This window comes from Rhodospirillales bacterium RIFCSPLOWO2_02_FULL_58_16 (assembly GCA_001830425.1).
GTDB lineage: Bacteria > Pseudomonadota > Alphaproteobacteria > Rhodospirillales > 2-02-FULL-58-16 > 2-02-FULL-58-16.
Genome location: MIAA01000031.1, coordinates 1 through 24,768, shown reverse-complemented (window position 1 = coordinate 24,768; position 24,768 = coordinate 1). Strand labels below are relative to the sequence as shown.

The following is a 24,768-nucleotide window of genomic DNA, read 5'->3' as shown; positions in this document are numbered from 1 at the left end:
ATATAAAGAACTCCCTAGAAAGTCAGGCCGGCTTCACGGGCGGCATCGGCAAGCGCCTTGATTCGGCCATGATACCGGTAGCCGCCACGGTCGAAGATGACTTCTTTGACACCCTCGGCCAGCGCCCTCTCGGCGATCATCTTGCCGACTTTGTCGGCGGCGGAGATATTGCCGCCGGTATTGAGTTTATCGCGCATATCCTTCTCCATGGTAGAGGCCGACGCCACGGTCTTCCCCAGGATATCATTTATGATCTGCGCATAAATATGGTTGCCGGAGCGAAACACGGACAACCGTGGCTTCCCCGCCGCCCGTTTTTTGATCCGAAAACGGATGCGCCTCTTGCGACGCTCCGTGAGTTCATTTGAATTCGTCATGGCTTACTTCTTCTTACCTTCCTTGCGCAGGATAAATTCATCCTCGTACTTAACGCCCTTGCCCTTGTACGGCTCAGGAGGTCTGAAAGCGCGTATTTCGGACGATGTCTGGCCGACAAGCCGCTTATCGATACCGCTGACCTCGATGTGAGTCTGGTCCGGACATACAATAGTTACGCCATGCGGAATCGGATAGCGCACTTCGTGAGAATACCCCAACTGCAAAACCAGATCCTTGCCCTGAACCTGCGCCCGATAGCCGACGCCGGTGATCGCCAGTTTACGAACAAACCCTTCGCCGACGCCACGCACCATATTGTTGATAACGCTCCGTGCGGTTCCCCACATCATGCGGGCGCGTTTTGAATCTCCGCGCGGACTGATCGTGATAAGGTTCCCGGCGTGCTTGACCTCGACCTCGTCCATCAGCGTCATGCTGCGTTCGCCCAGCTTTCCCTTGGCGGTCACCGTCTGCCCGGAAACGGCGATGGAGACGTTGCCGGGGACTTCAACAGGATACTTTCCAATGCGCGACATCGATATTACCTCAACCCTCTCTAGAATACCCGGCAGAGTACTTCGCCGCCGACGTTGGCGTCACGCGCCTCGGCATCCGAAAGTACGCCGCGAGGCGTGGACAGGATAGAAATTCCCAGTCCGTTATAGACCTTGGAGAGGCCCTTGATTTTTGAATAAACACGCCGACCCGGCGTCGAAACCCGAGTGATCTCACGGATCACGGGGGCGCCGTCATGATACTTAAGCTCGATTTTGATCTCGCTCACCCCGGAACGAACATCATGCAGTGAGTAGCCGCGAATGAACCCCTCGCGCTTAAGAACATCAAGAACGCTGCTGCGCAACCTGGAAGCCGGCGAAGAAACGCTGCTCTTGCCGACCCTCTGCCCGTTGCGGATGCGGGTCAGCATATCGGATAAGGGATCTGTCATTGTCATGTTTTAATTCCCCCTTACCAGCTTGACTTGACCATGCCGGGAATCTGCCCGGAAGAAGCCAGATCACGAAGAGCAATGCGCGAAACCTGGAACTTGCGGTAATTCCCGCGCGGACGACCGCTCAACCGGCACCGCAGACGAATGCGCACCGGCGATGAGTCGCGCGGCAACGTCGCCAGTTTCATCCGAGCTTCAAAACGCTCCTCGGGAGACAGGGCCTGATCCTTGGACATGCCCTTCAGCCTCAACCGTTTGGCGGAGTACTTGGCGGCCAATCGAACCCTTTTCTTGTTTCTCTCGACGACGCTGGTCTTAGCCATTCTTCTTTTCTCCGTTATGTGATTCATCGCCGAAGGGAAAATCAAATCCCTTCAGCAACGCTCTCGCCTCTTCGTCATTGCGGGCGGTCGTGCAAACCACGATATTCATGCCGCGAACTTTATCGACCTTGTCATAATCGATCTCGGGAAAGATGATCTGTTCCTTAAGGCCCAATGCGTAGTTTCCGCATCCGTCAAAGCTCTTATCCGAAAGCCCGCGAAAATCACGGACCCTGGGCAGGGCGACATTAACCAGACGATCCAGGAACTCATACATCCTGGCGCGCCGCAACGTAACCTTGCAACCGACCAACATGCCGTCACGAAGCTTGAATACGGCAATCGACTTCTTGGCCTTGGTAATCACCGGCTTTTGGCCGCTGATCAAGGTCATGTCCTCGACCGCTCCCTGAATCTTCTTTTTATCCAGAGCCGCCTCGCCGACACCCATGTTGATGACGACCTTTTCCAACCTTGGAACCCGCATCGGGTTATCAAAGCCGAACTGTTTGATCAAAGCCGGTTTGACCGTTTTTTCGTAATGCGTTTGCAGGCGTGTCATTGACCTTTTACCTTCTTAAGCGTCCAACATTTCGCCGGATTTCTTGGCGTAGCGAACCTTGCGCCCGTCCTTGAGCGCCTTGTATCCGATGCGGGTCGGCTGATTAGACTTGGGATCAATATGAGCAATGTTCGAAATATGAATGGTCCCCTCTTTCTCAACAATGCCGCCGGCGCCTCCCTGGCGCGGCTTGGTGTGATGCTTGGCCATATTCACGCCCTGAACGATGGCGCGACACCGCTTGGGAAATATCTGCAGGATCTCGCCCGTCTTTCCCTTGTCCTTGCCGGTCCTGACAATAACCTTGTCGCCCTTCCTGACTTTTAATTTTGCCGACATCACAGCACCTCAGGCGCAAGAGAAATAATCTTCATATACTTTTTCGCGCGCAACTCGCGGGTCACCGGCCCGAAGATACGGGTGCCGATCGGCTCTCCCTGCTTGTCGAGAAGCACGGCGGCGTTCTTGTCGAAACGGATCACCGAGCCGTCGGGACGGCGGATATCCTTGGTCGTGCGCACCACTACCGCACGCGACATATCGCCCTTTTTGACGCGACCGCGAGGAATCGCCTCCTTGATGGCGACGACAATAATATCTCCCACCGAGGCATACTTGCGCTTGGAACCGCCAAGCACCTTGATGCACTGTACCCGGCGAGCGCCGGAATTGTCGGCAACCTCCAGATTTGTTTCCACCTGTATCATCGTCTACTTCCTTATCCGTTTACCGGCGGCGCTATCAGGCGACATCGGTTACGACCTCCCAGCGCTTGCGTTTGGAAAGAGGCCTACATTCGCGAATCTTGACCGTGTCGCCGGTCTTGGAAACGTTGTTCTCATCATGAGCGGCATATTTCTTGGACCGACGAACAACCTTCTTGTAAAGCGGATGCATGATTCGCCGCTCCACCTTCACAACGATGGTCTTGTCCATCTTGTCGCTGACCACGACCCCTTGCAGTACTCGCCTTGGCATAAATCCTGTGCTCCCTCTAGGACGCCGCCCGGGCTTTCGCCCGGCTGCGTTCTTTTTGAATGGTCTTGATGCGGGCTATGCCGCGCCTCACCCGGCGTACGCGCGAGGTGTTTTCAAGCTGGCCGCTACTCCTCTGGAAGCGCAGATTGAAGGCCTCCTTGCTGAGAGCCATCAGTTCTTCCCTGATTTCGTCGTCGCTCTTGGCGCGAACATCCACCGCTTTCATTTTCTAGAACTCCTCGCCCATGCGCGTTACAACGCGGGTCCGCACGGGCAGCTTGGCCGCCGCCAATTCAAAGCCGCGCTTGGCGACCTCGGCCGACACGCCGTCCACCTCAAACATGATGCGGCCAGGTTTGACGCGACACGCCCAGAACTCGACGGACCCTTTACCCTTGCCCTGACGCACCTCGGCCGGTTTCTTGGTTACCGGAACATCCGGGAAAATACGAATCCACACGCGGCCGACGCGCTTCATGTGACGGGTAAGCGCCCGTCTGGCGGCCTCAATCTGACGCGCGGTAACACGGTCGGGCGTCGTCGCCTTCAACCCGAAAGAGCCGAAATTAAGCACGGTTCCACCCTTGGCCTTTCCGTGGATGCGGCCTTTGTGCATCTTGCGAAACTTGGTGCGTTTGGGACTAAGCATATTAAATCTCTTTCCTGGACGACTTAGCGGGCCGGCTGCTGCTCAATAGCGATTTTTTCCACCGCCATCGGGTCATGATCTAAAATCTCGCCCTTGAAAATCCATACCTTGACCCCGCAGGCGCCGTAGGTCGTGTTGGCGGTGGAAACGCCGTAATCCATATTAGCCCTTAACGAATGAAGCGGCACCCGCCCCTCGCGATACCATACCGTGCGGGCAATCTCGGCGCCGCCGAGGCGGCCGCCGCAGTTGACGCGAATACCCTCGGCGCCGAGGCGCATGGCCGACTGCACGACACGCTTCATGGCGCGGCGGATAGAGACGCGGCGCTCCATCTGCTGGGCGATATTCTCGGCCACCAGTTGGGCGTCGATCTCCGGCTTGCGTATCTCAACGATATTAACGTGCACATCGGAGCCGGTCATTTTCATAATGTCGAGGCGCAGCTTTTCTATGTCGGCGCCCTTTTTGCCGATAATGACGCCGGGCCTGGCCGTATGAATGGTGATGCGGGCCTTCTTGGCGGGGCGCTCAATGACGATCTTGGAAACCCCGGCCTGAACCAGACGCTTGCGGAGATACTTGCGGATAACCAGATCCTCGTGCAGCAGGTTCGCGTAATTATTATCGGCATACCAACGGGAATCCCATGTGCGGATAATTCCCAGACGGATGCCGATAGGATTTACTTTTTGCCCCATTATACGCTCTCCTCGCTCTCTCGCACCAAAAGACGCAGGTTGCTGAACGGCTTTTGAATCCGTCCGACGCGACCGCGCGCCCGCGCCCTCCAGCGTTTCATAACCATGCTCCGACCCACGGTGGCCTCGGCGACGATAAGCCGATCAACATCGAGCTGGTGATTGTTCTCGGCATTGGCAATCGCTGATTCCAGAAGCCTGGCCACATCTCCTGATATGCGCTTTTTGCAAAACTTAAGTTCAGCCAACGCCGCTTCACAGGTCTTGCCGCGAATGCTCTCGGCGACCAGATTAAGCTTTTGCGCGCTGATGCGGATATGCTTGGCGAAAGCCATCGCCTCATTGTCGGCCGCCTGCCTGGGTAACGGTTTTTTGCTCATTTCAGCTTCTCTTAACCTTTTTGTCCGCAGAGTGGCCGAGAAAGGTGCGGGTAGGCGAAAATTCACCCATCCGGTGGCCGATCATATCCTCGTTCACCATAACCGGGACAAACTTGCGGCCGTTGTAAACGCCGAAGGTAAGCCCGACAAACTGCGGCAGAATCGTCGAGCGCCTCGACCATGTCTTGATGATATCGTTGCGACCGCTACGGCGAGCCGTTTCGGCCTTCTTAAGAAGGTATTCATCAACAAACGGTCCTTTCCAAACGGAACGAGCCACGGCGCTACTCCTTCTACTTCTTTTTATGACGGCGGCGCATAATCATCCTGTCCGTCATCTTGTTGTTACGTGTCTTCTTTCCCTTGGTCGGCTTGCCCCACGGACTCACCGGATGACGGCCGCCCGAGGTGCGGCCTTCGCCGCCGCCGTGGGGATGATCGACGGGATTCATTGCTACGCCGCGAACCGCCGGACGCTTGCCGATCCAGCGTTTGCTCCCGGCCTTGCCGATCTTGATGTTCTGGTTATCCGGGTTGGAAACAGCGCCGATGGTGGCCATGCATTCGGCCCTCACCATGCGCAATTCCCCGGAAAACAGCCGCAATTGGGCATAGCCCTGATCCTTGCCGACGAGCTGAACGTAGGTGCCGGCGGAGCGGGCGATCTGCGCGCCCTTGCCCACCTTCATCTCCACATTGTGGATGATGGTGCCGACAGGAATGTTTTTCATCGGCATGGCGTTGCCGGGACGTATGTCGACGCTGTCGCCGGCGATCACCTTGTCGCCCGGCGCCAAACGCTGGGGAGCGATGATGTAGGCCAACTCGCCGTCATCATAACGAATCAAGGCGATGAAGGCGCTGCGATTGGGATCATATTCCAGCCGCTCGACCGTCGCCGACATGTCAAACTTGTTGCGCTTGAAATCGATGATGCGATAACGCCGCTTATGACCGCCGCCGCGACGGCGAGCGGTGATTCTTCCGGTATTATTGCGTCCGCCCTGCTTGCGCAGACCCTCGGTCAGGGACTTCTCGGGCTTTCCCTTCCAAAGACTGCTGCGATCCACAAGCACCGTTCCGCGACGGGACGGAGTGGTCGGTTTATAATGCTTCAACGCCATAACCTAGATCCCCGTGGTTATATCGATAGACTGGCCTTCGGCCAGAGTAACAACCGCTTTCTTGAAGTCGCTCCTCTTGCCGAGACGACCCTTGAAACGCTTAAGCTTGCCTTTTTGGCGCAACGTGTTCACGGCGTTGACCTTGACCTTGAACAAGGCCTCGACCGCCGCTTTGATCTCCGGCTTGCAGGCGTCAAGCGGCACGCGAAACGTCACCTGATTGAACTGCGAAAGCAGCGTCGCTTTCTCGGTAACTACCGGAGAATGAATAACTTTATACATCCGCGCCATTACGGAATCCGCGATTTTGGCTTTTGACTTGCTCATTTCAGCCGCTCCACGAGTTTCTCAACCGCATCCATAGTCAGCACCAAAGTACCGCTGCGCATAATATCGTAAACATTGGCCCCTCGGCTCGGCAGCACGTTAATCCCGACAATGTTCGCGGCGGCGAGGGCGAAATTGCCGTCTACCTCAGCCCCGTCGATCACCAAAGCCGATACCCAGCCCAGCTTGGCCAACCGCTTGACCAGGTCAGCGGTTTTAGGCGCCTTCATCGCGGTCGACTCGATAACCACCAATTTGCCTTCAGCCTGTTTGGACGACAGGGCCGACTTGAGGGCCAGCACCCGCACCTTCTTTGGAAGTTTGTGGGCATAGCTGCGCACTACGGGACCGAACACAATGCCGCCGCCGCGCATCTGCGGCGCCCTGTGCGTTCCCTGACGGGCGCGGCCCGTCCCCTTCTGTTTGAAGGGTTTGGCGCCGGTGCCGCTTACTTCGCCGCGTCCCTTGGTCTTGTGAGTTCCGGCGCGGCGCTTGGCAAGCTGCCACTTGACCGTACGCGCCAGAAGATCGGCGCGCACTTCGACGCCGAACACCGACTTGTCCAGATCAATGCTGCCTACCTTCTTGTTATCGAGGCTTATGACATCAAGATTCATGACCGTTTATTCCTTCGCGCCGTCAGCGGCGGTCGCATCGACCGGGACTTCTTGTTGTATTGCCTCACCGGCAGGAGATTCCTTGGCGCCGCGAACGGCCGCCGGGAACGGCAAGTCTTCCGGAGCGGACTTTTTCACGGCGTCGCGCACCATGACATAGCCGCCCTTGCTGCCCGGAACCGCGCCCCTGACCATGATGATGCCCCTATCCGCATCGACGCTTACCACTTTCAGGTTCTGAACGGTCGCCCGCTTGTCTCCCATATGCCCGGCCATCTTCTTTCCCTTGAAGACCTTGCCTGGGTCCTGTCCGAGACCGGCGGAACCTGCCGAGCGGTGCCTGATGGAAACGCCGTGGGAAGCGCGCAACCCGGCGAACCCGTACTTCTTCATGACGCCGGTGAACCCCTTGCCGATGGAACTGCCGGTAACATCCACATACTGGCCGACGGCAAAATGCCCGACCGAAAGCTCGGCCCCCACATCAACGAAAGCGTCCGGGCTTATCCGAAATTCCAGCACCTTGCGCTTAGGCTCGACCTTGGCTTTAGCGAAATGACCGCGCATGGCTTGGCCGACATTCTTGACCTTGGCGGCGGAGCATCCGAGCTGGAGGGCGTCGTAGCCGTCATTCTCGGCGGTCCTGTGGGCCACCACCTGACAATTATCCACCTGCAATACGGTAACCGGAACGTGAGTTCCATCGTCACCGAAAAGGCGGCTCATGCCTATTTTACGCGCAATTAGACCGGTTCTCATGGTCTCATTCCCTACAACTTAATTTCCACGTCAACGCCGGCGGCCAAATCCAGCTTCATCAGCGCATCCACCGTCTGCGGCGTCGGATCAACAATATCAAGCACTCTCTTATGGGTGCGGATTTCAAACTGCTCACGCGACTTCTTGTCGATGTGCGGCGAGCGCAACACCGTAAAACGTTCGATACGGGTAGGCAGCGGAATGGGACCGCGAACCTTGGCGCCCGTCCGTTTGGCGGTGCTGATGATCTCACGCGCCGATTGATCGAGCACGCGATGATCAAACGCCTTCAGGCGGATGCGTATATTCTGACTTTCCATGGTCCCGTTATTTCCCTACTCGATAATCGAAGCGACGACGCCGGCGCCGACGGTGCGTCCGCCTTCGCGGATGGCGAACCTCAAGCCTTCGTCCATGGCGATCGGATTGATCAGGGTGACCTCCATGGAAATGTTGTCGCCGGGCATAACCATTTCGGTTCCTTCCGGCAGAATCACCGTTCCCGTAACGTCCGTCGTGCGGAAGTAAAACTGGGGGCGATAATTGGCAAAAAACGGCGTGTGACGTCCGCCTTCGTCCTTGGTCAGGATATAGGCCTCGCACTTGAATCTGGTGTGCGGCGTGATCGAGCCGGGCGCCGCCAGAACCTGGCCGCGTTCAACATCCTCGCGCTTGGTGCCGCGCAAAAGTATGCCGACGTTATCGCCGGCCTCGCCCTGGTCAAGCAGCTTGCGGAACATCTCAACGCCGGTGCAAACCGACTTCGCGGTGTCCCTGATGCCGACAATCTCGACTTCCTCGCCGACCTTGACAATGCCGCGCTCAATACGGCCGGTAACCACCGTGCCGCGTCCGGAAATAGAGAAAACGTCCTCAATCGGCATAAGATAAGGCTTGTCCTTGGGACGGTGCGGCTGGGGAATGTATGTATCGACCGCTTCCATCAGCTTCAACAGCGCGTTCTTGCCGATCTCATCATCGCGGCCCTCAAGCGCCGCCAGCGCCGAACCGGAAATCACCGGAATGTCGTCGCCCGGAAAATCATAGCTGCTCAAAAGCTCGCGCACCTCAAGCTCAACCAGATCAAGAAGCTCGGGATCGTCAACCTGATCAACCTTGTTCAGGAAAACCACCAGCGCCGGAACGCCGACCTGACGAGCCAGCAGAATATGCTCGCGGGTCTGGGGCATCGGGCCGTCAGCCGCCGAAACCACCAGAATGGCGCCGTCCATCTGCGCCGCGCCGGTGATCATGTTCTTTACATAGTCGGCGTGGCCGGGACAGTCCACATGCGCGTAGTGGCGGTTCTTGGTCTCATACTCAACGTGCGCCGTGGCGATGGTGATGCCGCGCGCCTTTTCCTCGGGCGCCTTGTCAATCTGGTCAAACGGCGTGAACGTGCCGCCGACGGCTTCAGACAGAACCTTGGTGATCGCCGCCGTCAGCGTCGTCTTGCCATGGTCAACGTGGCCGATGGTGCCGACGTTGCAATGCGGTTTGTTGCGCTCGAATTTTTCCTTCGCCATGTCCGTTTACTCCGTTATCAGCCGGCCAGCCTGGTTTGGATTTCCGAGGAAACCTGCTGGGGAACTTCCGCATAGTGATTGAAATGCATTGTGTACTGGGCGCGCCCCTGGCTCATCGAGCGCAACGTGCTGACGTAGCCGAACATATTAGCCAACGGCACCTGGGCGGAAATCACGCGGGCGTTGCCGCGCTGGTCCATATTGCCGATCTGGCCGCGACGACTGTTGATATCGCCGATGATGTCGCCCATGTACTCATCAGGCGTCACCACCTCGACCCGCATAACAGGCTCAAGCAGCCTCGGCCCGGCCTTGAGCATGCCTTCGCGGAAGGCGGCGCGGGAAGCAATTTCGAAGGCAAGAGGGCTGGAATCCACATCGTGGAATCCCCCATCATAAAGGATCGCCTTGAAGTCGATTACCGGGAACCCCAGGATGGGACCACTGGCAACGGCGCTGATAAGTCCCGCCTGAACGCCGGGGATATATTCCCTGGGTACGCTGCCGCCGACAATCTTGCTCTCGAACTCATAGCCCGAGCCGGGAGGCAGCGGTTCAAAGCGAATCTTCACCCGCGCAAACTGGCCGGTGCCGCCGGTTTGTTTCTTATGGGTGTAATCGACTTCCGTTACCTTGGAGATGGTTTCGCGATAGGCAACCTGGGGAGGCCCGACATCGGCTTCCACCTTGAATTCGCGCTTCATGCGGTCAACGAGGATTTCAAGATGAAGTTCGCCCATGCCCTTAATGATCGTCTGGCCGCTTTCCTGATCCGAGGCCACCCGGAATGAAGGGTCCTCGGCGGCCAGCCTGGACAACGCCATGCCCATCTTTTCCTGGTCGGCCTTGGTCTTCGGCTCGACGGCGACTTCGATAACCGGCTCCGGAAATTCCATGCGTTCGAGGACCACCTGATCGGAGGAATCCGATAAAGTGTCGCCGGTGGTGGTGTACTTAAGCCCGGCAAGGGCGACGATATCGCCGGCCCTGGCTTCTTTCACGTCCTCGCGGCTGTTCGCATGCATCTGCAACATACGCCCGATACGCTCGCGCTTTTCCTTGACGGTATTCTGCACATGATCGGAATTGGAGATAACGCCGGAATAAACGCGGATAAAGGTAAGGGAGCCGACGAAGGGATCATTCATGATCTTGAAGGCCAGCGCCGAGAAAGGCTCATCGTCCGAATTGCTGCGCTCGATTTCATCATCCGAACCGGCCCTGATCCCCTTGATCGCCGGCACGTCGGTGGGCGCCGGAAGGAAATCGACCACTGCGTCAAGCAGAGGCTGTACGCCCTTGTTCTTGAAGGAAGCGCCGCAAATAACGGGAACGAAGGCGCCGTTGACGGTTCCCTTTCGCAGGCATTTCTTGATGACTGCCGTATCGGGGGCCTTGCCCTCCAGATAGGCTTCCATCGCCGCGTCATCCTGATCGATCACTATTTCGATCAATTTTTCACGATATTCATCGGCTTTTGCGCGAAGATCGGCAGGAATTTCCACGGTATCGAACTCGGCGCCGAGGGTCTCGTCCTTCCAGATTATCGCCTTCATCTCGACAAGATCGATAACGCCGGTAAAATCAGACTCGATGCCGATGGGAAGTTGCAAAACAGCCGGAAGAGCGCCCAGACGATCAATAATCATGCTGACGGTGCGGTAAAAATCAGCGCCCGTGCGGTCCATCTTGTTGACAAAACAAATGCGTGGAACATTGTATTTGTCGGCCTGACGCCAGACGGTCTCGGACTGAGGCTCGACGCCGGCGACGCTGTCGAAAACAGCCACCGCCCCGTCAAGGACGCGAAGCGAACGCTCGACTTCGATAGTGAAATCAACATGGCCCGGCGTATCAATAATATTGATGCGATGATCCCGCCAGAAACAGGTAGTCGCCGCCGAAGTTATGGTGATCCCTCGTTCCTGCTCCTGTTCCATCCAGTCCATAGTCGCGGTGCCGTTATGGACCTCGCCGATCTTATAGGAACGTCCGGTATAAAACAGAATCCGCTCTGTGGTCGTGGTCTTGCCAGCATCAATGTGAGCCATGATGCCGATGTTCCGGTAACGATCAAGAGGTGTTATGCGTGCCATGATTACTAACGCCCGACGCCTCTACCAACGATAATGGGAGAAAGCCTTGTTGGCCTCCGCCATCCGGTGCGTATCCTCACGCTTTTTAACTGCGGCCCCGCGATTGTTCGCGGCGTCCAGCAATTCAGCCGACAAGCGTTCGGTCATTGTGTTCTCCGAGCGATTGCGCGACAGATCGACAAGCCACCGGATCGCCAGCGCCTGACGGCGATCACTGCGCACTTCGATAGGCACCTGATAGGTGGCGCCGCCGACGCGCCGCGACTTCACCTCGACCGACGGCTTGACATTGTTGATGGCGTCATGAAAGAGCGCCAAGGGGTCCTGTCCGGTTTTCTTGCCGATAATGTTAAGCGCATTATAGACAATTCTCTCGGCCACCGACTTCTTGCCGTCATACATCAGGCAGTTGGTAAACTTGGTTATAACCTTATCCCCATACTTGGGATCGGCATGAACCTGACGCTTTTCGGCTGAGTGACGGCGTGACATTTTTAAAAACCTCTACTTGGGGCGCTTGGCGCCGTATTTGGAACGGCGTTGACGACGGTCGGTCACTCCCTGGGTGTCCAGGGCGCCGCGAATAATATGATAACGGACGCCGGGAAGATCCTTGACGCGACCGCCGCGCAACAGAACCACCGAGTGTTCCTGAAGATTGTGACCCTCGCCGGGAATATAGCTGGTAACCTCAAAGCCGTTGGTCAACCGCACACGGGCTACTTTCCGCAGCGCCGAGTTAGGCTTTTTCGGCGTCGTCGTGTAAACGCGGGTGCAAACGCCACGCTTCTGCGGACATGATTCCAGCGCCGGAACCTTGTTCCGATCAACCGGCCTCCGGCGGGGCTTGCGAACCAGTTGGTTAATCGTCGGCATCCCGTAATCCACTCCATACGTTTAACGACATGAATACAGCCGTCACAAAACAAAGCCTCTCGTCAAAGAGGCAAAAAAACACCCTTCCGGCGCTTTCTTTATCCGCCGGGAAGGGCGTAAATCCGAATTTTCAATTCTCAATCGGCGCAGCGTCTGAACCGTGCGGCTCACCACCAGCGCCTTTGAAGAAGGCCGGATACTATTCAGACGCCATTAAGCAGTCAAGCAAAACAATCGCCGTTTTCAGCGGTTTTTCAAGGTCTTTTGCCGTTTTGCCTCATAAGACCCGATTATTACCCGATTACGGCGACTTCTTATTCAGCTTCGGCAGCCTCGGCGGCGGCGACAGCCGCCATGCCCTCGGCCAGAGCGGCGTCAGCGACGGAGACCTTGCGGGCAGCCGCCGCATTCTCCTTTTTCCTCTGCTCGGCGGCGATTAAAGCCAAGCCCCGATCCCGCTCGGCGGCGACCTCACGGATGCGATTCATCACGCCGCCGGTGCCCGCCGGAATAAGCCTTCCGACAATGACGTTCTCTTTGAGGCCGACCAGGGGATCGCACTTTCCGGAAACCGCCGCCTCGGTAAGAACGCGGGTGGTTTCCTGGAACGACGCTGCGGAAATGAACGAGTGAGTTTGCAGACTCGCCTTGGTTATGCCCTGAAGAACGGGAATGCCCTTGGCCGGTTTACCGCCATCATCCTTGGCCTTGGCGTTGAGTTCGCTGAACTCGGCCTTATCGGTCAGTTCGCCGACAAGGAAAGTGGTGTCTCCAGGCTCGGTTATCTCAATCTTTTGCAGCATCTGGCGAATAATCACTTCGATATGTTTGTCGTTAATCCTCACGCCCTGCAGGCGATAGACGTTCTGGACCTCGCTGATGAGGTAGGACGCCAGCTTTTCAACGCCCATGACTCTCAGGATGTTATGAGGCACCGGACTGCCGTCCATCAGTGAATCTCCGACCCGCACATAGTCACCTTCCTGAACGGCGATATGCTTGCCCTTGGGAATCAGATACTCCTGGGGGGCCTGCTTGTCGCTGTCGGGGACGACGATGATGCGGCGCTTGTTCTTATAGTCCTTGCCGAACTCGACGCGCCCGTTGATTTCGCTGATGATGGCGAAATCCTTGGGTTTGCGGGCCTCGAACAATTCCGCCACCCTGGGCAATCCCCCCGTGATGTCGCGGGTCTTGACCGACTCCCTGGGTATGCGCGCCAGAACGTCGCCGGCGTGGACGGTTTGACCGTTCTCCACCGACAGGATGGCGTCCACCGACATGAAGTAGCGGGCTTCCAGTCCGTTATCCAGGGCGACAACGTCACCCTTTGCATTCCTGAGGGTGATGCGCGGTTTCAGATCAGAGCCTTTGGGCTGTTGCTTCCAGTCAATAACCACCTTGCTGGCGATGCCGGTGGCGTCATCCAACTGTTCGACCATGGACAGGCCTTCCACCATATCCACATAGTTGGCGATGCCTTCCTTCTCGGTGATGATGGGAAGCGTATAAGGGTCCCACTCGGCCATCTTGTCGCCGGTGGTCGCTTTGGCGCCGTCCTTGACCAAAAGTTTGGCGCCGTACGGGATGCGGTGACGGGCGCGCTCGCGGCCCTGCTTGTCAAGCAGCGTGAGTTCAGTATTGCGGTTCATAACCACCTGAATGCCGGAGCTGTTCTTTACCGTGGTGCAATTACGCAGGACAACCTTGCCGTCGCAATTGGCTTCGATCTTTGACTGTTCGGTGCCGCGCTGAACGGCGCCGCCGATGTGGAAGGTGCGCATGGTAAGCTGGGTTCCGGGTTCGCCGATGGACTGGGCGGCAATAACGCCGACCGCTTCGCCGATATTGACCTTGGTTCCACGCGCCAGATCACGGCCATAACACACACAGCAGGTGCCGATGCTGGTCTCGCAGGTCAGCACCGAGCGAATCTTCACCATTTCGATGTCTTTTTCCTCCAGAACGGAGACATCTTCCTCGTTCAGCAGCCTTCCGGCCTTGAAGATGGCCTTGCCGGTGACGGGATCCTTGATATCCTCGCAGATAGTGCGTCCGAGAACCTGCTCGGACAACGGCGATATCACATCGCCGCCGTCGACGATCGCCCGCGCCGTCAGCCCGTTCTTGGTGCCGCAATCCTCCTCAATGACGATGCAATCCTGGGCAACGTCGACCAGCCGCCGGGTAAGATAGCCGGAGTTGGCCGTCTTAAGCGCCGTATCAGCCAATCCCTTGCGGGCGCCGTGGGTGGAGTTGAAATACTCCAGAACGCTCAGCCCTTCCTTGAAGTTGGCGATGATCGGCGTCTCGATGATCTCGCCCGAGGGCTTGGCCATCAGGCCGCGCATCCCGGCAAGCTGTTTCATCTGGGCCGCCGATCCGCGAGCGCCGGAATGAGCCATCATATAGATGGAATTGACCGGCTTGCCGGGTTCCGTCGTCGAAATCTTTTTCATCATTTCGTCGGCCACCTGATCGGTGCAGTGAGACCATGTGTCGATCACCTTGTTATACTTTTCACCCTGGGTGATCAGGCCTTCCTGATATTGGTTCTCGTACTCCCTGACCTTGTTCTCGGCGGCCTTGACCAAGGCTACCTTGGCCTCGGGAATCACCAGATCATCCTTGCCGAACGAAATGCCGGCCCTACAGGCATAGGTGAAGCCGATGCCCATGATGCGGTCGGCGAAAATCACCGTTTCCTTCTGGCCGCAGAATCGGTAGACCACGTCAATTACGTTGGAAATCTCCTTCTTGGTGATCAGGCGGTTGATCAGGCCGAAGGGAACGTTGGGATTGCGCGGCAGCACGTCGGCCAGCAGCATGCGTCCCGGCGTCGTATCAACAAGAACGACAATCGGCTTGTTGTCCTTGTCAACGGTGCGATAACGGGCCTTGACCCTGGAATGCAGGGTAACGGCGCCGGCGTCAAGAGCATGCTGAATTTCGCCGATGTCAACGAAAGCCATGCCTTCTCCCGGCTCGCCTTCGCGTTCCATGGTCAAATAATAAAGACCAAGCACGATATCCTGAGACGGCACGATGATAGGCTTGCCGTTGGACGGGCTGAGAATGTTGTTGGTCGACATCATCAGCACCCGCACCTCCAGCTGCGCCTCCAGCGACAGCGGCACATGGACGGCCATCTGATCGCCGTCAAAATCGGCGTTAAAAGCGGAGCAGACCAAGGGATGAAGCTGAATCGCCTTACCCTCGATAAGCACAGGCTCGAATCCCTGGATGCCCAGACGATGCAGCGTCGGCGCCCGGTTCAGCATCACCGGGTGCTCACGGATAACCTCTTCCAGGATGTCCCAGACTTCAGGCCGCTCTTTTTCCAGCATCCGCTTGGCAGCCTTGATGGTGGTGGCCATACCGTAGAGTTCCAGCTTTGAATAGATGAAGGGCTTGAACAGCTCCAGCGCCATCTTCTTCGGCAAGCCGCACTGGTGCAGCTTGAGTTCGGGGCCGACCACGATGACGGAACGGCCCGAGTAATCGACGCGCTTGCCCAACAGGTTCTGGCGGAAGCGGCCCTGCTTGCCCTTGAGCATGTCGGACATCGATTTGAGCGGACGCTTGTTGGCGCCGGTAATGGCCCGACCGCGACGCCCGTTGTCGAACAGGGCGTCCACCGCCTCCTGGAGCATGCGCTTTTCATTACGCACGATAATTTCAGGAGCGTGCAACTCGATAAGCCTTTTCAGCCGGTTATTGCGGTTGATTACCCGCCGGTAAAGGTCGTTGAGATCGGAGGTGGCGAAGCGCCCGCCGTCAAGAGGCACAAGAGGACGTAATTCAGGCGGAATCACCGGAATAACCTCAAGAATCATCCACTCCGGGCGGGAGCCGGATTGAATAAAGGCCTCTACCAGTTTGAGCCTCTTGACCAGCTTCTTGCGTTTGGCTTCCGACTTGGTTTCCTTGAGTTCCCCACGCAGGACTTCAAGTTCTTCCTCAAGATCGATAGCCGCCAGCATCTCCCTGATCGCCTCGGCGCCGATGCCGACGCTGAAAGAGTCTTCGCCGAACTCGTCGATTGCCCTTTGATACTGATCGTCGTTCAGCAGTTCGTGCAGCTTCATCGGCGTCAGGCCCGGCTCGATGACCACATAGTTTTCAAAATAGAGAACACGCTCCAGGTCCTTGAGCGTCATATCGACAAGCAGACCGATGCGGCTGGGAAGCGATTTCATGAACCAGATATGCGCCACCGGCGAAGCCAGTTCGATATGGCCCATGCGCTCCCTGCGGACTTTCTGCAACGTCACTTCGACGCCGCACTTTTCGCAGGTGATCCCCTTGTACTTCATGCGCTTGTACTTGCCGCACAGGCACTCATAGTCCTTGTTGGGGCCGAAGATGCGGGCGCAGAACAGGCCGTCGCGTTCAGGCTTGAAGGTTCGGTAATTGATGGTTTCAGGCTTCTTGATTTCGCCGAAAGACCAGGAGCGGATACGCTCCGGGCTGGCGATAGTGATTTTGATCTGGTCAAAGCGCTGGGCGCCGCCGACTTGCCCAAAAACCTTCATCAACTCATTCATGGGATGCTCTCCTCAACCGCGCTTGACTAGTTCAATTCAACGTTGAGGCCGAGGGAATGAAGCTCCTTGACCAAAACGTTAAAGGATTCGGGAATTCCCGCTTCAAAGGTGTCGTCGCCCCGCACGATGGACTCGTAAACCTTGGTGCGGCCGGAAACGTCGTCGGACTTCACCGTCAACATTTCCTGTAGCGTATAAGCGGCGCCGTAGGCCTCAAGCGCCCATACTTCCATCTCACCGAAGCGCTGGCCGCCGAATTGCGCCTTGCCGCCGAGCGGCTGCTGAGTGACCAGACTGTAAGGTCCGATGGAGCGGGCATGGATCTTGTCATCAACCAGATGATGAAGCTTGAGCATGTAGATGTAGCCGACGGTAACCTTGCGATCAAAGGTTTCTCCGGTTCGGCCATCGACCAGGGTAACCTGTCCCGACGACGCCAGTCCCGCCGATTCCAGCATATCGACGATGTCCTTTTCGTGAGCGCCGTCAAACACCGGCGTAGCGATAGGTATGCCGTTGCGCAAGTGGCCCGCCATCTCGACGAGATCACCATCGGAAAGAGGGGCGACATCCTCCTTGTAAGCCTTGTCGCCGTAGATTTCCTTGAGTTTACCCTTGAGCTTCTTGATGTCTGAATCGCCGTTGAGCGTATCCAGCATCTTGCCCACCTGCTGTCCGAGAGTAGCGCAGGCCCATCCCAAATGGGTTTCAAGAATCTGGCCGACATTCATGCGCGAAGGAACGCCCAACGGATTGAGAACGATATCGACAGGCGTCCCGTCTTCCAGATAAGGCATGTCTTCGCAGGGAATAATTTTCGAGATCACGCCCTTGTTGCCGTGACGACCGGCCATCTTGTCGCCGGGCTGAAGCTTGCGCTTCACCGCCACAAAGACCTTGACCATCTTCATTACGCCGGGCGACAGATCATCACCCCGTTGCAGCTTGTCCACCTTGTTCTCAAAGCGGGCCTGCAATGCGGCAATGCTCTCCTCGAAATGCGTCTTCAGCGCCTCGATATCCTTCATCACCTTGTCGTTTGCGATGACGATCTGGGCGCACTGTCCGGTCGTGTATTTAGCCAGAACGTCTTCGGTGATCTTGGTTCCGCCAGCCAGTCCCTTGGGGCCGCTCACCACTTTGCGGTTCATCAGCAACGCCTTCAGGCGGGCATGAAAGCTGCGTTCCAGGATAGCCCGCTCGTCGTCGCGGTCCTTGGCCAACCGCTCGATCTCCGAGCGCTCGATAGCCAGCGCCCGCTCGTCCTTGTCGATGCCGCGTCTGGAGAAGACGCGAACTTCGACGACTGTTCCGGAAACGCCGGGCGGAAGCCTCAGCGACGTATCGCGCACGTCCGAAGCTTTTTCGCCGAAAATGGCGCGAAGCAGCTTTTCCTCCGGGGTCATCGGCGACTCGCCCTTGGGCGTCACCTTGCCGACCAGGATATCCGTCGGTTTAACCTCGGCGCCGATATAAACGATTCCCGCCTCGTCAAGGTTCTTAAGCGCCTCTTCGCCGACATTGGGAATATCGCGGGTGATTTCCTCCTGACCAAGCTTGGTGTCACGCGCCATAACCTCGAATTCCTCGATATGGATGGAGGTAAAGACGTCTTCACGGACAATACGCTCGGAAATAAGGATAGAGTCCTCGAAATTATAGCCGTTCCAAGGCATGAAGGCGACCAGGACGTTACGGCCCAGGGCCAACTCGCCAAGGTCGGTCGAGGGGCCGTCGGCGATGGTATCGCCGACCTCGACGAGATCGCCGACCTTTACCAGCGGCCGCTGGTGCAGATAGGTGTTCTGGTTGGAACGCTGGAACTTCAAGAGCTTGAAGATATCAACGCCGGCCGCCGAATGAGATGTCTCCTCGGTGGCGCGAATGACGATGCGGGTGGCGTCAACCTGATCGACCACGCCCGCCCGTTTGGCGATGATGGTGGCCCCTGAATCGCTGGCCACCGGCGCTTCCATGCCGGTGCCGACCAACGGCGCCTCGCTTTTTATCAACGGCACGGCCTGACGCATCATATTGGAACCCATAAGGGCGCGGTTGGCGTCATCGTTCTCAAGGAACGGAATAAGCGCCGACGCCACCGAAACAAGCTGCTTCGGCGAAACGTCCATATAATCAATGTCTTCCGGCCGGCAAAAAAGAAAGTCGCCGCCGACGCGGCAACTCACCAGATCGGAAACGTAGCGTCCCTTGCCGTCCAGTTCGGCATTGGCCTGGGCGATGGTGTAGCGCCCTTCCTCCATAGCCGACATGTACTGCACTTCATCGGTGACATGTCCCTTCGCCACTTTGCGATAAGGGGTTTCGATGAAGCCGTATTTATTGATCCGCGCATAGGTCGCCAGGGAATTGATAAGCCCGATATTCGGTCCTTCCGGCGTCTCAATGGGGCAGATGCGCCCATAGTGGGTAGGATGAACGTCACGCACCTCAAACCCGGCCCGCTCCCTTGTCAGACCGCCCGGTCCAAGGGCCGAAAGACGGCGCTTGTGGGTAATCTCGGAAAGAGGATTGGTCTGGTCCATGAACTGGCTGAGCTGGGAAGAGCCGAAGAACTCGCGCACCGCAGCGGCGGCGGGCTTGGCATTAATCAGATCATGAGGCATGACGGTGTCGATATCGACGGAACTCATCCGCTCACGAATAGCCCGCTCCATACGCAACAGGCCGATCCGATACTGATTTTCCATAAGCTCGCCGACGGAACGCACCCGACGGTTCCCCAGATGGTCGATGTCGTCGATCTCGCCGCGACCGTCCTTGAGTTCAACCATGGTCTTGACCACTTCGAGAATGTCCTCCTTGCGCAGGACGCGAAGCGTATCCTCGGTCTCAAAGCCCAGACGGGCGTTCATCTTAACCCGTCCGACCGCTGAAAGATCGTATCGATCAGAATTAAAGAACAGACTTTTAAACAAGGCCGCCGCCGTATCCAGGGTCGGCGGCTCGCCCGGGCGCATAACCCGATAGATATCGATAAGCGCCTCTTCACACGTCGTGTTCTTGTCCACCGCCAGGGTGTTGCGGATATAGGGACCGACGTTAATATGGTCGATGGCAAGGGTAACCAACTCGTCGATCCCGGCCTTTTCCAGCTCTCCCAGAACGGCTTCGGTGATCTCCCCGCCCGCTTCGACAAAAACTTCACCCGTCTTTTCATTGACCAGATCGGTGGCCATGTAACGACCGACCAGCTCTTCCTCGGGAACAAGCTGCTCCTTGATGCCCTTGGCCATAAGATCCCGGATGAGGCGGGCCGTCATCTTGGTTCCCTTCTCGACCACCACCTTGCCGGTTTTGGCGTTAATGACGTCGTTGACGGTCTTGATGCCTCGCTGGACCTCGGGATTGAAATCCGTCTTCCACCCCTTCTTGGTGCGGACGAAGATCAGCTTCTTGTAAAAGTAGTCGAGAATATCGATAGTCGACATGCCGACCACTTCCTCGGGATCAAGAGGCTTGCCTTCAGCCTCGCGCTTAATACGCAGTTTTGCGGTTTTTTCGCTGTCCAGCGCCATAAGCAGCGTCGTCACCGGCAGCTTGCGGCGGCGGTCAATACGCACATAAACCAAATCCTTGGCGTCGAATTCAAAGTCCAGCCAGGAACCGCGATAGGGGATAATCCGCGCCGCGAACAGGAACTTGCCTGAAGAGTGAGTCTTGCCGTTGTCGTGGTCAAAGAAGACGCCCGGAGAACGGTGCATCTGGGAAACGATAACGCGCTCGGTGCCGTTGATGACGAAAGTGCCGTTGTTGGTCATCAACGGCATGTCGCCCATATATACGTCCTGCTCCTTGATGCCGCGAATGGAGCGGGCGCCGGTTTCCTCATCAATGTCCCATACGATAAGGCGCAAAGTAACCTTCAGCGGGGCCGCGAAGGTCATGCCGCGCTGCTGACACTCTTCCACGTCATATTTCGGCGGCTCGAAATAATATTTGACGAATTCCAGAGTGCCTCTCTCGGCGAAATCCTTGATCGGGAAAACCGACGTAAAGACCTCCTGCATGCCGCTGTTTTCCCGCGTTTCAGAATCACCATCCATCTGAAGGAACTGATCATATGATGTTTTCTGAACCTCGATGAGATTCGGCATAGGCACAGCCGTCGACAGACGACCGAAATATTTGCGGATACGCTTGCGACCCGTATAGGACTTATCCATTACTTACGATTCCCCATGAATAGCTATTTTTTCGACCCGCGCCGCCATCCGGTCACCGCAACCGGAGATGGGACGAGCCATAAAACACAAACATTGCGGGCGCATCCGTTTTTCCGGCCTCGGCAAGGCCAATACGGACGGATGCGCACATGGGACTGCGCCGGGCGGAAGCGCTAAAATCACTGCCTCCGCCCGGTCTTTGATAATTAGAAACGCTGTTTGACCGACAAATCAAAGGCGCCGCCTTATTTGAGTTCAACCGTAGCGCCCGCTTCTTCGAGCGTTTTCTTGATTTTCTCGGCATCCTCTTTCTTGACGCCTTCCTTGATCACCTTAGGCGCGCTTTCAACCAGGTCCTTGGCTTCCTTCAGACCAAGATTGGTTATGGCGCGAACTTCCTTGATGACGTTGATTTTCTTGTCGCCGAAGGACGTAAGGACGACATCGAATTCGTCCTTCACCTCGGCGACGGCGGCTCCTCCGACCGGTCCGGCGGCGGCCATGGCCACCGGCGCGGCGGCGGAAACGCCCCACTTTGCTTCCAGCAACTTGGACAGATCGGCCGCTTCCATGACGGTCAGGCTCGACAAATCCTCTGCTATTTTATTCAAATCGGCCATTTCAACTTTCTCCTTGGGCTTGAACTGTTAACTGTTAAAAAAATTTCACGCGGCCTTGTCTTGCTTGGCGCGGGCGCAAAGCACCCGAGCCAGTTGACCTGCCGGAGCCTGCAATACGCCGGCGATGCGCGTCGCCGGAGCTTTAAGCAGACCGACCAGCTTGGCCCTCGATTCATCAAGGGAGGGCATGGCCGCCAAGGCCCTGACGCCTTCAGCGTCGAGCAATGTCTCGCCGAAGGCCCCGCCGATGATGATCAGCTTTTCGTTGGTTTTGGCGAAATCCACGATGGCCTTGGCGGGCGCCACCGGGTCAGCGGAATAAGCTATTGCCGTCGGCCCGGTAAACATCCCGTCCAGGTTCTTGTATTTCGTCCCGTCCAACGCAAGCCGCGTGATCCGGTTTTTGGTCACTTTGAAGTTTGCTCCCGCTTTCCGCATGTTATCGCGGAGAACTCCCATTTCGGCGACCGTCAGCCCGCAATAGTGGGCAACGACGACGGTGGAAGCTCCCTCGAAAACCGTGCGCAACGAGGCGACCAATTCTTGTTTATGAGACCGGTCCACTTTATCGACTCCAGTTTCCTGCTCCGCTCCGCCGTGAAGGCGGATGCGGCGCTGTTGGTCAAATGGCCCCCATTATTAAAAGGGGCCGGCTCGCCCGTCCAAAACACCAGTTCAAGCCGTCCGAAGGCGCTTGTAAAAAACAAGCGTCCCAAAACGGGTCTTTACTGTCTACGCAGGCGGGAATTCCCCATTAAAGCGCCCGACCGGGCGCCGCCTACGGTCTTGGACAGGTTGGAGACGGGTTTCCCCGCTCCCCTTGCCGCTCCCGGCCATAACGACCGGGAACGGAACCCTTGTTCCCCGCCGGCGTCAGCCGAACAGGGTAGCTACATTCAATTTCAGGCCCGGCCCCATGGTCGAGCTTATGCTCACCCGTTTGAGGTAGGACCCCTTGGAGCCGCTCGGTTTGGCCTTGACGATGGCGCTGATGAATGTGGATACATTCTCAAGCAAGGCGTCATCGCTGAAGCTCGCCTTGCCGACGCCGGCGTGAACAATGCCGGTCTTCTCGGCGCGAAATTCAATCTGCCCCCCCTTGGCGGCCTTAACGGCGGCGGCGACATCGTTGGTTACGGTGCCCAGCTTGGGATTGGGCATCAGACCGCGCGGTCCCAGAACCTTGCCCAGACGACCTACAATGGCCATCATGTCCGGCGTCGCGATACATCTTTCGAAGTTCATCTCGCCCTTGGCGATTTTCTCGGCCAGATCCTCGGCACCGACCAGATCGGCGCCTGCATTCAAGGCCTCTTTGGCCTTGGCGTCCTTGGCAAAAACGGCGACTCGCGTGGTCTTGCCGGTGCCATGAGGCAAAGCGACGATGCCGCGCACCATTTGATCGGCATGACGAATGTCGATCCCCAGGTTGATAGCGATCTCGACGGTCTCATCAAACTTTGCGGTAGCGTTTTTCTTGATCAGCTTAAGCGCCTCCGGAAGTTCATAGAACGCCTCGCGGTCAATGTTGGCGGAGGCCTTCTTCATGCGTTTTCCCATTTTTTTCGTCATCGCTTTACCCCACCACCTCGATACCCATGGACCGCGCCGAACCGGCGACCATCCGACATGCGGCGTCAATGTCGGTGGTATTCATGTCCACCATTTTTTTCTCGGCGATCTCGCGGACCTGCTCCATGGTCACGTTGCCGACAACCTCCTTGCCGGGAGTCTTGGACGCCCCGGTAATCTTCGCCGCCTTCTTCAGCAGAAAGCTGACGGGCGGCGTCTTGGTGATGAAAGAAAAAGTTCTGTCGCCATAGGCGGTAATAACCACCGGTATGGGCATTCCCTGTTCCATATTCTGGGTCTGCGCATTGAACGTCTTGCAGAATTCCATGATATTCAAGCCGGCTTGTCCGAGCGCCGGACCGATAGGCGGCGAAGGGTTAGCTTGCCCCGCCGGCACTTGCAGCCGAATGTATCCTTTTATTTTTTTCGCCATTTCATCTCCTCAGGCAATGGTCTCTCACTGAGTGCGCGGTACGGCTTTGGCCGGCCTCCCGCACGGTTAAATCTCTATATTTTCTCGACCTGGGAATACTCCAGCTCAACCGGCGTCGCGCGCCCGAATATGGACACGGCGATCTTGAGTCTGGCGCGTTCCTCGTCAACTTCCTCGACAAACCCGTTAAACGAATTGAACGGACCGTCGCAAACCCGGACCTGCTCGCCCACCTCGAACAAAATAGACGGCTTGGGCCGGTCGATTCCTTCCTGCACCTGATACATAATGCGCTCGGCCTCGGCTTCGGTAATCGCCGTCGGCCGGCCGCCGCCGCCGAGAAACCCCGTCACCTTCGGCGTGTTCTTGACCAAGTGCCAGCTATCGTCGGTCATTACCATCTTGACCAGCACATAGCCCGGAAAGAACTTGCGTTCGGCGTTTACTTTGGCGCCGCGACGCATTTCCACCACTTCCTCGACGGGCACCAGAATTTTCTCGAAATTTCCTTCCATCCCCGCCTGAACGGCCTGCTCCTCAATAGATTGAGCGACCTTCTTCTCGAAGCCGGAATAAACGTGAATTACATACCAACGCGCCGTCATGGCTCAACTACCCAGTCCGAAGATTAAACGTACGCCCGACGCCATGACCTGATCGACGACGAAAAAGAATAACGCGGTCATTATCACCATAATGAACACCATAACGGTGGACAAGCTCGTTTCCTTGCGGGTCGGCCAAGTAACCTTGGCCGCTTCCTGACGAACTTCCTGGATAAAACGCGCCGGACTTGTCTTCGTCATTTTTTGTCGTTTTCCGTTCAATCGTTAAGCCGGAGCTTATCTTCTAATGTTTTAACCAGTGGCAGGGGCAGCAGGGATCGAACCTGCGGCCTGCGGTTTTGGAGACCGCCGCTCTACCAACTGAGCTATACCCCTAATCACGCTATCTCGGGTTCTCCCGCCCACCCGACCGGGGATGGAGAGAAATCGGGTGAGACCCCCAAGGCCTCACAACAGCACAGCCGTCCCCCGGTCACGATGACAGGAACAATTCCTTTTTTCTACTCGATAATCGAAGCGACGACGCCGGCGCCGACGGTGCGTCCGCCTTCGCGGATGGCGAACCTCAAGCCTTCGTCCATGGCGATCGGATTGATCA

At 57.1% G+C, this 24,768-nt stretch carries 29 protein-coding genes, 1 tRNA gene and 1 pseudogene; all 31 read right to left on the bottom strand.

Annotated features, from left to right (window positions below; translation table 11 throughout):
- Positions 1–14: 14 nt before the first annotated feature.
- The 31 genes and pseudogenes from A3H92_01310 to A3H92_01160 all read right to left on the bottom strand — a co-directional run bounded on the left by A3H92_01310 (position 15) and on the right by A3H92_01160 (position 24,545).
- Positions 15–377 (bottom strand): 50S ribosomal protein L18, encoded by a 363-nt coding sequence (locus A3H92_01310; protein OHC74572.1) that lies wholly within the window; start codon positions 375–377, stop codon positions 15–17.
- Positions 378–380: 3 nt separating this feature from the next.
- Positions 381–914 carry a 50S ribosomal protein L6 gene (locus A3H92_01305; GenBank protein OHC74571.1) on the bottom strand — a complete coding sequence of 178 codons (534 nt, stop codon included), beginning with the start codon at positions 912–914 and terminating at the stop codon, positions 381–383.
- A gap of 20 nt (positions 915–934) precedes the next feature.
- Positions 935–1,333, bottom strand: a complete 399-nt coding sequence (locus A3H92_01300; protein ID OHC74570.1) for a 30S ribosomal protein S8 — start codon at positions 1,331–1,333, stop codon at positions 935–937.
- Positions 1,334–1,347: 14 nt separating this feature from the next.
- Positions 1,348–1,653 (bottom strand): 30S ribosomal protein S14, encoded by a 306-nt coding sequence (locus A3H92_01295; protein OHC74569.1) that lies wholly within the window; start codon positions 1,651–1,653, stop codon positions 1,348–1,350.
- The gene (locus A3H92_01290) at positions 1,646–2,215 is read right to left on the bottom strand and encodes a 50S ribosomal protein L5 (GenBank protein OHC74568.1); all 570 of its coding nucleotides are present in this window, start codon (positions 2,213–2,215) and stop codon (positions 1,646–1,648) included. Before A3H92_01290 ends, A3H92_01295 begins: the two co-directional genes overlap by 8 nt.
- Before the next feature lie 15 nt (positions 2,216–2,230).
- Positions 2,231–2,554 (bottom strand): 50S ribosomal protein L24, encoded by a 324-nt coding sequence (locus A3H92_01285; GenBank protein OHC74567.1) that lies wholly within the window; start codon positions 2,552–2,554, stop codon positions 2,231–2,233.
- Positions 2,554–2,922 (bottom strand): 50S ribosomal protein L14, encoded by a 369-nt coding sequence (locus A3H92_01280; GenBank protein OHC74566.1) that lies wholly within the window; start codon positions 2,920–2,922, stop codon positions 2,554–2,556. The genes A3H92_01285 and A3H92_01280 overlap by 1 nt, the downstream gene beginning before the upstream one ends.
- A 34-nt stretch (positions 2,923–2,956) precedes the next feature.
- Positions 2,957–3,193 (bottom strand): 30S ribosomal protein S17, encoded by a 237-nt coding sequence (locus A3H92_01275; protein OHC74565.1) that lies wholly within the window; start codon positions 3,191–3,193, stop codon positions 2,957–2,959.
- Between the two features lie 16 nt (positions 3,194–3,209).
- Entirely contained in the window at positions 3,210–3,419 is a 210-nt protein-coding gene (locus A3H92_01270; GenBank protein ID OHC74564.1) for a 50S ribosomal protein L29, read from the bottom strand.
- Between the two features lie 3 nt (positions 3,420–3,422).
- The gene (locus tag A3H92_01265) at positions 3,423–3,842 is read right to left on the bottom strand and encodes a 50S ribosomal protein L16 (protein OHC74563.1); all 420 of its coding nucleotides are present in this window, start codon (positions 3,840–3,842) and stop codon (positions 3,423–3,425) included.
- A 23-nt stretch (positions 3,843–3,865) separates the two neighbouring features.
- Positions 3,866–4,543, bottom strand: coding sequence for a 30S ribosomal protein S3 (locus tag A3H92_01260; GenBank protein OHC74562.1), 678 nt, complete (start codon positions 4,541–4,543; stop codon positions 3,866–3,868).
- Positions 4,543–4,923, bottom strand: coding sequence for a 50S ribosomal protein L22 (locus A3H92_01255; protein OHC74561.1), 381 nt, complete (start codon positions 4,921–4,923; stop codon positions 4,543–4,545). The genes A3H92_01260 and A3H92_01255 overlap by 1 nt, the downstream gene beginning before the upstream one ends.
- A 1-nt stretch (position 4,924) precedes the next feature.
- Complete coding sequence (locus A3H92_01250) at positions 4,925–5,203, bottom strand: 30S ribosomal protein S19 (GenBank protein OHC74560.1); 279 nt, start codon at positions 5,201–5,203, stop codon at positions 4,925–4,927.
- A gap of 13 nt (positions 5,204–5,216) precedes the next feature.
- On the bottom strand, positions 5,217–6,047 hold the full coding sequence (locus A3H92_01245; GenBank protein OHC74559.1) for a 50S ribosomal protein L2: 831 nt from the start codon (positions 6,045–6,047) through the stop codon (positions 5,217–5,219).
- 3 nt (positions 6,048–6,050) lie between these two features.
- Positions 6,051–6,374, bottom strand: a complete 324-nt coding sequence (locus A3H92_01240) for a 50S ribosomal protein L23 (GenBank protein OHC74558.1) — start codon at positions 6,372–6,374, stop codon at positions 6,051–6,053.
- A complete protein-coding gene (locus A3H92_01235) occupies positions 6,371–6,991 on the bottom strand; it encodes a 50S ribosomal protein L4 (GenBank protein ID OHC74557.1) in 621 nt (206 codons plus the stop codon). Before A3H92_01235 ends, A3H92_01240 begins: the two co-directional genes overlap by 4 nt.
- A gap of 6 nt (positions 6,992–6,997) precedes the next feature.
- Positions 6,998–7,750 (bottom strand): 50S ribosomal protein L3, encoded by a 753-nt coding sequence (locus tag A3H92_01230; GenBank protein OHC74556.1) that lies wholly within the window; start codon positions 7,748–7,750, stop codon positions 6,998–7,000.
- A gap of 11 nt (positions 7,751–7,761) precedes the next feature.
- On the bottom strand, positions 7,762–8,070 hold the full coding sequence (locus A3H92_01225; GenBank protein OHC74555.1) for a 30S ribosomal protein S10: 309 nt from the start codon (positions 8,068–8,070) through the stop codon (positions 7,762–7,764).
- Positions 8,071–8,085: 15 nt separating this feature from the next.
- Entirely contained in the window at positions 8,086–9,276 is a 1,191-nt protein-coding gene (locus A3H92_01220; protein ID OHC74554.1) for a translation elongation factor Tu, read from the bottom strand.
- A gap of 17 nt (positions 9,277–9,293) precedes the next feature.
- The gene (locus tag A3H92_01215; protein OHC74553.1) at positions 9,294–11,372 is read right to left on the bottom strand and encodes a translation elongation factor G; all 2,079 of its coding nucleotides are present in this window, start codon (positions 11,370–11,372) and stop codon (positions 9,294–9,296) included.
- A gap of 21 nt (positions 11,373–11,393) precedes the next feature.
- Positions 11,394–11,864, bottom strand: coding sequence for a 30S ribosomal protein S7 (locus tag A3H92_01210; GenBank protein OHC74552.1), 471 nt, complete (start codon positions 11,862–11,864; stop codon positions 11,394–11,396).
- Between the two features lie 12 nt (positions 11,865–11,876).
- A complete protein-coding gene (locus tag A3H92_01205) occupies positions 11,877–12,248 on the bottom strand; it encodes a 30S ribosomal protein S12 (GenBank protein OHC74551.1) in 372 nt (123 codons plus the stop codon).
- Positions 12,249–12,691: 443 nt separating this feature from the next.
- A pseudogene (locus A3H92_01200) lies at positions 12,692–16,795 on the bottom strand (DNA-directed RNA polymerase subunit beta').
- A 26-nt stretch (positions 16,796–16,821) separates the two neighbouring features.
- Positions 16,822–20,979: a DNA-directed RNA polymerase subunit beta gene (locus A3H92_01195; protein ID OHC74550.1), complete on the bottom strand. Its 4,158-nt coding sequence runs from the start codon at positions 20,977–20,979 to the stop codon at positions 16,822–16,824.
- A gap of 245 nt (positions 20,980–21,224) precedes the next feature.
- The gene (locus tag A3H92_01190; GenBank protein OHC74549.1) at positions 21,225–21,599 is read right to left on the bottom strand and encodes a 50S ribosomal protein L7/L12; all 375 of its coding nucleotides are present in this window, start codon (positions 21,597–21,599) and stop codon (positions 21,225–21,227) included.
- Between the two features lie 45 nt (positions 21,600–21,644).
- Entirely contained in the window at positions 21,645–22,163 is a 519-nt protein-coding gene (locus tag A3H92_01185; protein ID OHC74548.1) for a 50S ribosomal protein L10, read from the bottom strand.
- Positions 22,164–22,472: 309 nt separating this feature from the next.
- The gene (locus A3H92_01180; GenBank protein ID OHC74547.1) at positions 22,473–23,171 is read right to left on the bottom strand and encodes a 50S ribosomal protein L1; all 699 of its coding nucleotides are present in this window, start codon (positions 23,169–23,171) and stop codon (positions 22,473–22,475) included.
- A gap of 4 nt (positions 23,172–23,175) precedes the next feature.
- Positions 23,176–23,604, bottom strand: a complete 429-nt coding sequence (locus tag A3H92_01175) for a 50S ribosomal protein L11 (protein OHC74546.1) — start codon at positions 23,602–23,604, stop codon at positions 23,176–23,178.
- 74 nt (positions 23,605–23,678) lie between these two features.
- On the bottom strand, positions 23,679–24,209 hold the full coding sequence (locus A3H92_01170; protein OHC74545.1) for a transcription termination/antitermination protein NusG: 531 nt from the start codon (positions 24,207–24,209) through the stop codon (positions 23,679–23,681).
- Positions 24,210–24,212: 3 nt separating this feature from the next.
- A complete protein-coding gene (locus tag A3H92_01165) occupies positions 24,213–24,410 on the bottom strand; it encodes a preprotein translocase subunit SecE (protein OHC74592.1) in 198 nt (65 codons plus the stop codon).
- Positions 24,411–24,469: 59 nt separating this feature from the next.
- A tRNA-Trp gene (locus A3H92_01160) sits at positions 24,470–24,545 on the bottom strand.
- Between the last annotated feature and the right edge of the window lie 223 nt (positions 24,546–24,768).

Coding starts and splice junctions, on each gene's coding strand:
- A3H92_01310 (OHC74572.1), bottom strand. CDS start 377: ATGACGAATTCAAATGAACTCACGGAGCGTCGCAAGAGGCGCATCCGT.
- A3H92_01305 (OHC74571.1), bottom strand. CDS start 914: ATGTCGCGCATTGGAAAGTATCCTGTTGAAGTCCCCGGCAACGTCTCC.
- A3H92_01300 (OHC74570.1), bottom strand. CDS start 1,333: ATGACAATGACAGATCCCTTATCCGATATGCTGACCCGCATCCGCAAC.
- A3H92_01295 (OHC74569.1), bottom strand. CDS start 1,653: ATGGCTAAGACCAGCGTCGTCGAGAGAAACAAGAAAAGGGTTCGATTG.
- A3H92_01290 (OHC74568.1), bottom strand. CDS start 2,215: ATGACACGCCTGCAAACGCATTACGAAAAAACGGTCAAACCGGCTTTG.
- A3H92_01285 (OHC74567.1), bottom strand. CDS start 2,554: ATGTCGGCAAAATTAAAAGTCAGGAAGGGCGACAAGGTTATTGTCAGG.
- A3H92_01280 (OHC74566.1), bottom strand. CDS start 2,922: ATGATACAGGTGGAAACAAATCTGGAGGTTGCCGACAATTCCGGCGCT.
- A3H92_01275 (OHC74565.1), bottom strand. CDS start 3,193: ATGCCAAGGCGAGTACTGCAAGGGGTCGTGGTCAGCGACAAGATGGAC.
- A3H92_01270 (OHC74564.1), bottom strand. CDS start 3,419: ATGAAAGCGGTGGATGTTCGCGCCAAGAGCGACGACGAAATCAGGGAA.
- A3H92_01265 (OHC74563.1), bottom strand. CDS start 3,842: ATGCTTAGTCCCAAACGCACCAAGTTTCGCAAGATGCACAAAGGCCGC.
- A3H92_01260 (OHC74562.1), bottom strand. CDS start 4,543: ATGGGGCAAAAAGTAAATCCTATCGGCATCCGTCTGGGAATTATCCGC.
- A3H92_01255 (OHC74561.1), bottom strand. CDS start 4,923: ATGAGCAAAAAACCGTTACCCAGGCAGGCGGCCGACAATGAGGCGATG.
- A3H92_01245 (OHC74559.1), bottom strand. CDS start 6,047: ATGGCGTTGAAGCATTATAAACCGACCACTCCGTCCCGTCGCGGAACG.
- A3H92_01240 (OHC74558.1), bottom strand. CDS start 6,374: ATGAGCAAGTCAAAAGCCAAAATCGCGGATTCCGTAATGGCGCGGATG.
- A3H92_01235 (OHC74557.1), bottom strand. CDS start 6,991: ATGAATCTTGATGTCATAAGCCTCGATAACAAGAAGGTAGGCAGCATT.
- A3H92_01230 (OHC74556.1), bottom strand. CDS start 7,750: ATGAGAACCGGTCTAATTGCGCGTAAAATAGGCATGAGCCGCCTTTTC.
- A3H92_01225 (OHC74555.1), bottom strand. CDS start 8,070: ATGGAAAGTCAGAATATACGCATCCGCCTGAAGGCGTTTGATCATCGC.
- A3H92_01220 (OHC74554.1), bottom strand. CDS start 9,276: ATGGCGAAGGAAAAATTCGAGCGCAACAAACCGCATTGCAACGTCGGC.
- A3H92_01215 (OHC74553.1), bottom strand. CDS start 11,372: ATGGCACGCATAACACCTCTTGATCGTTACCGGAACATCGGCATCATG.
- A3H92_01210 (OHC74552.1), bottom strand. CDS start 11,864: ATGTCACGCCGTCACTCAGCCGAAAAGCGTCAGGTTCATGCCGATCCC.
- A3H92_01205 (OHC74551.1), bottom strand. CDS start 12,248: ATGCCGACGATTAACCAACTGGTTCGCAAGCCCCGCCGGAGGCCGGTT.
- A3H92_01195 (OHC74550.1), bottom strand. CDS start 20,979: ATGGATAAGTCCTATACGGGTCGCAAGCGTATCCGCAAATATTTCGGT.
- A3H92_01190 (OHC74549.1), bottom strand. CDS start 21,599: ATGGCCGATTTGAATAAAATAGCAGAGGATTTGTCGAGCCTGACCGTC.
- A3H92_01180 (OHC74547.1), bottom strand. CDS start 23,171: ATGACGAAAAAAATGGGAAAACGCATGAAGAAGGCCTCCGCCAACATT.
- A3H92_01175 (OHC74546.1), bottom strand. CDS start 23,604: ATGGCGAAAAAAATAAAAGGATACATTCGGCTGCAAGTGCCGGCGGGG.
- A3H92_01170 (OHC74545.1), bottom strand. CDS start 24,209: ATGACGGCGCGTTGGTATGTAATTCACGTTTATTCCGGCTTCGAGAAG.
- A3H92_01165 (OHC74592.1), bottom strand. CDS start 24,410: ATGACGAAGACAAGTCCGGCGCGTTTTATCCAGGAAGTTCGTCAGGAA.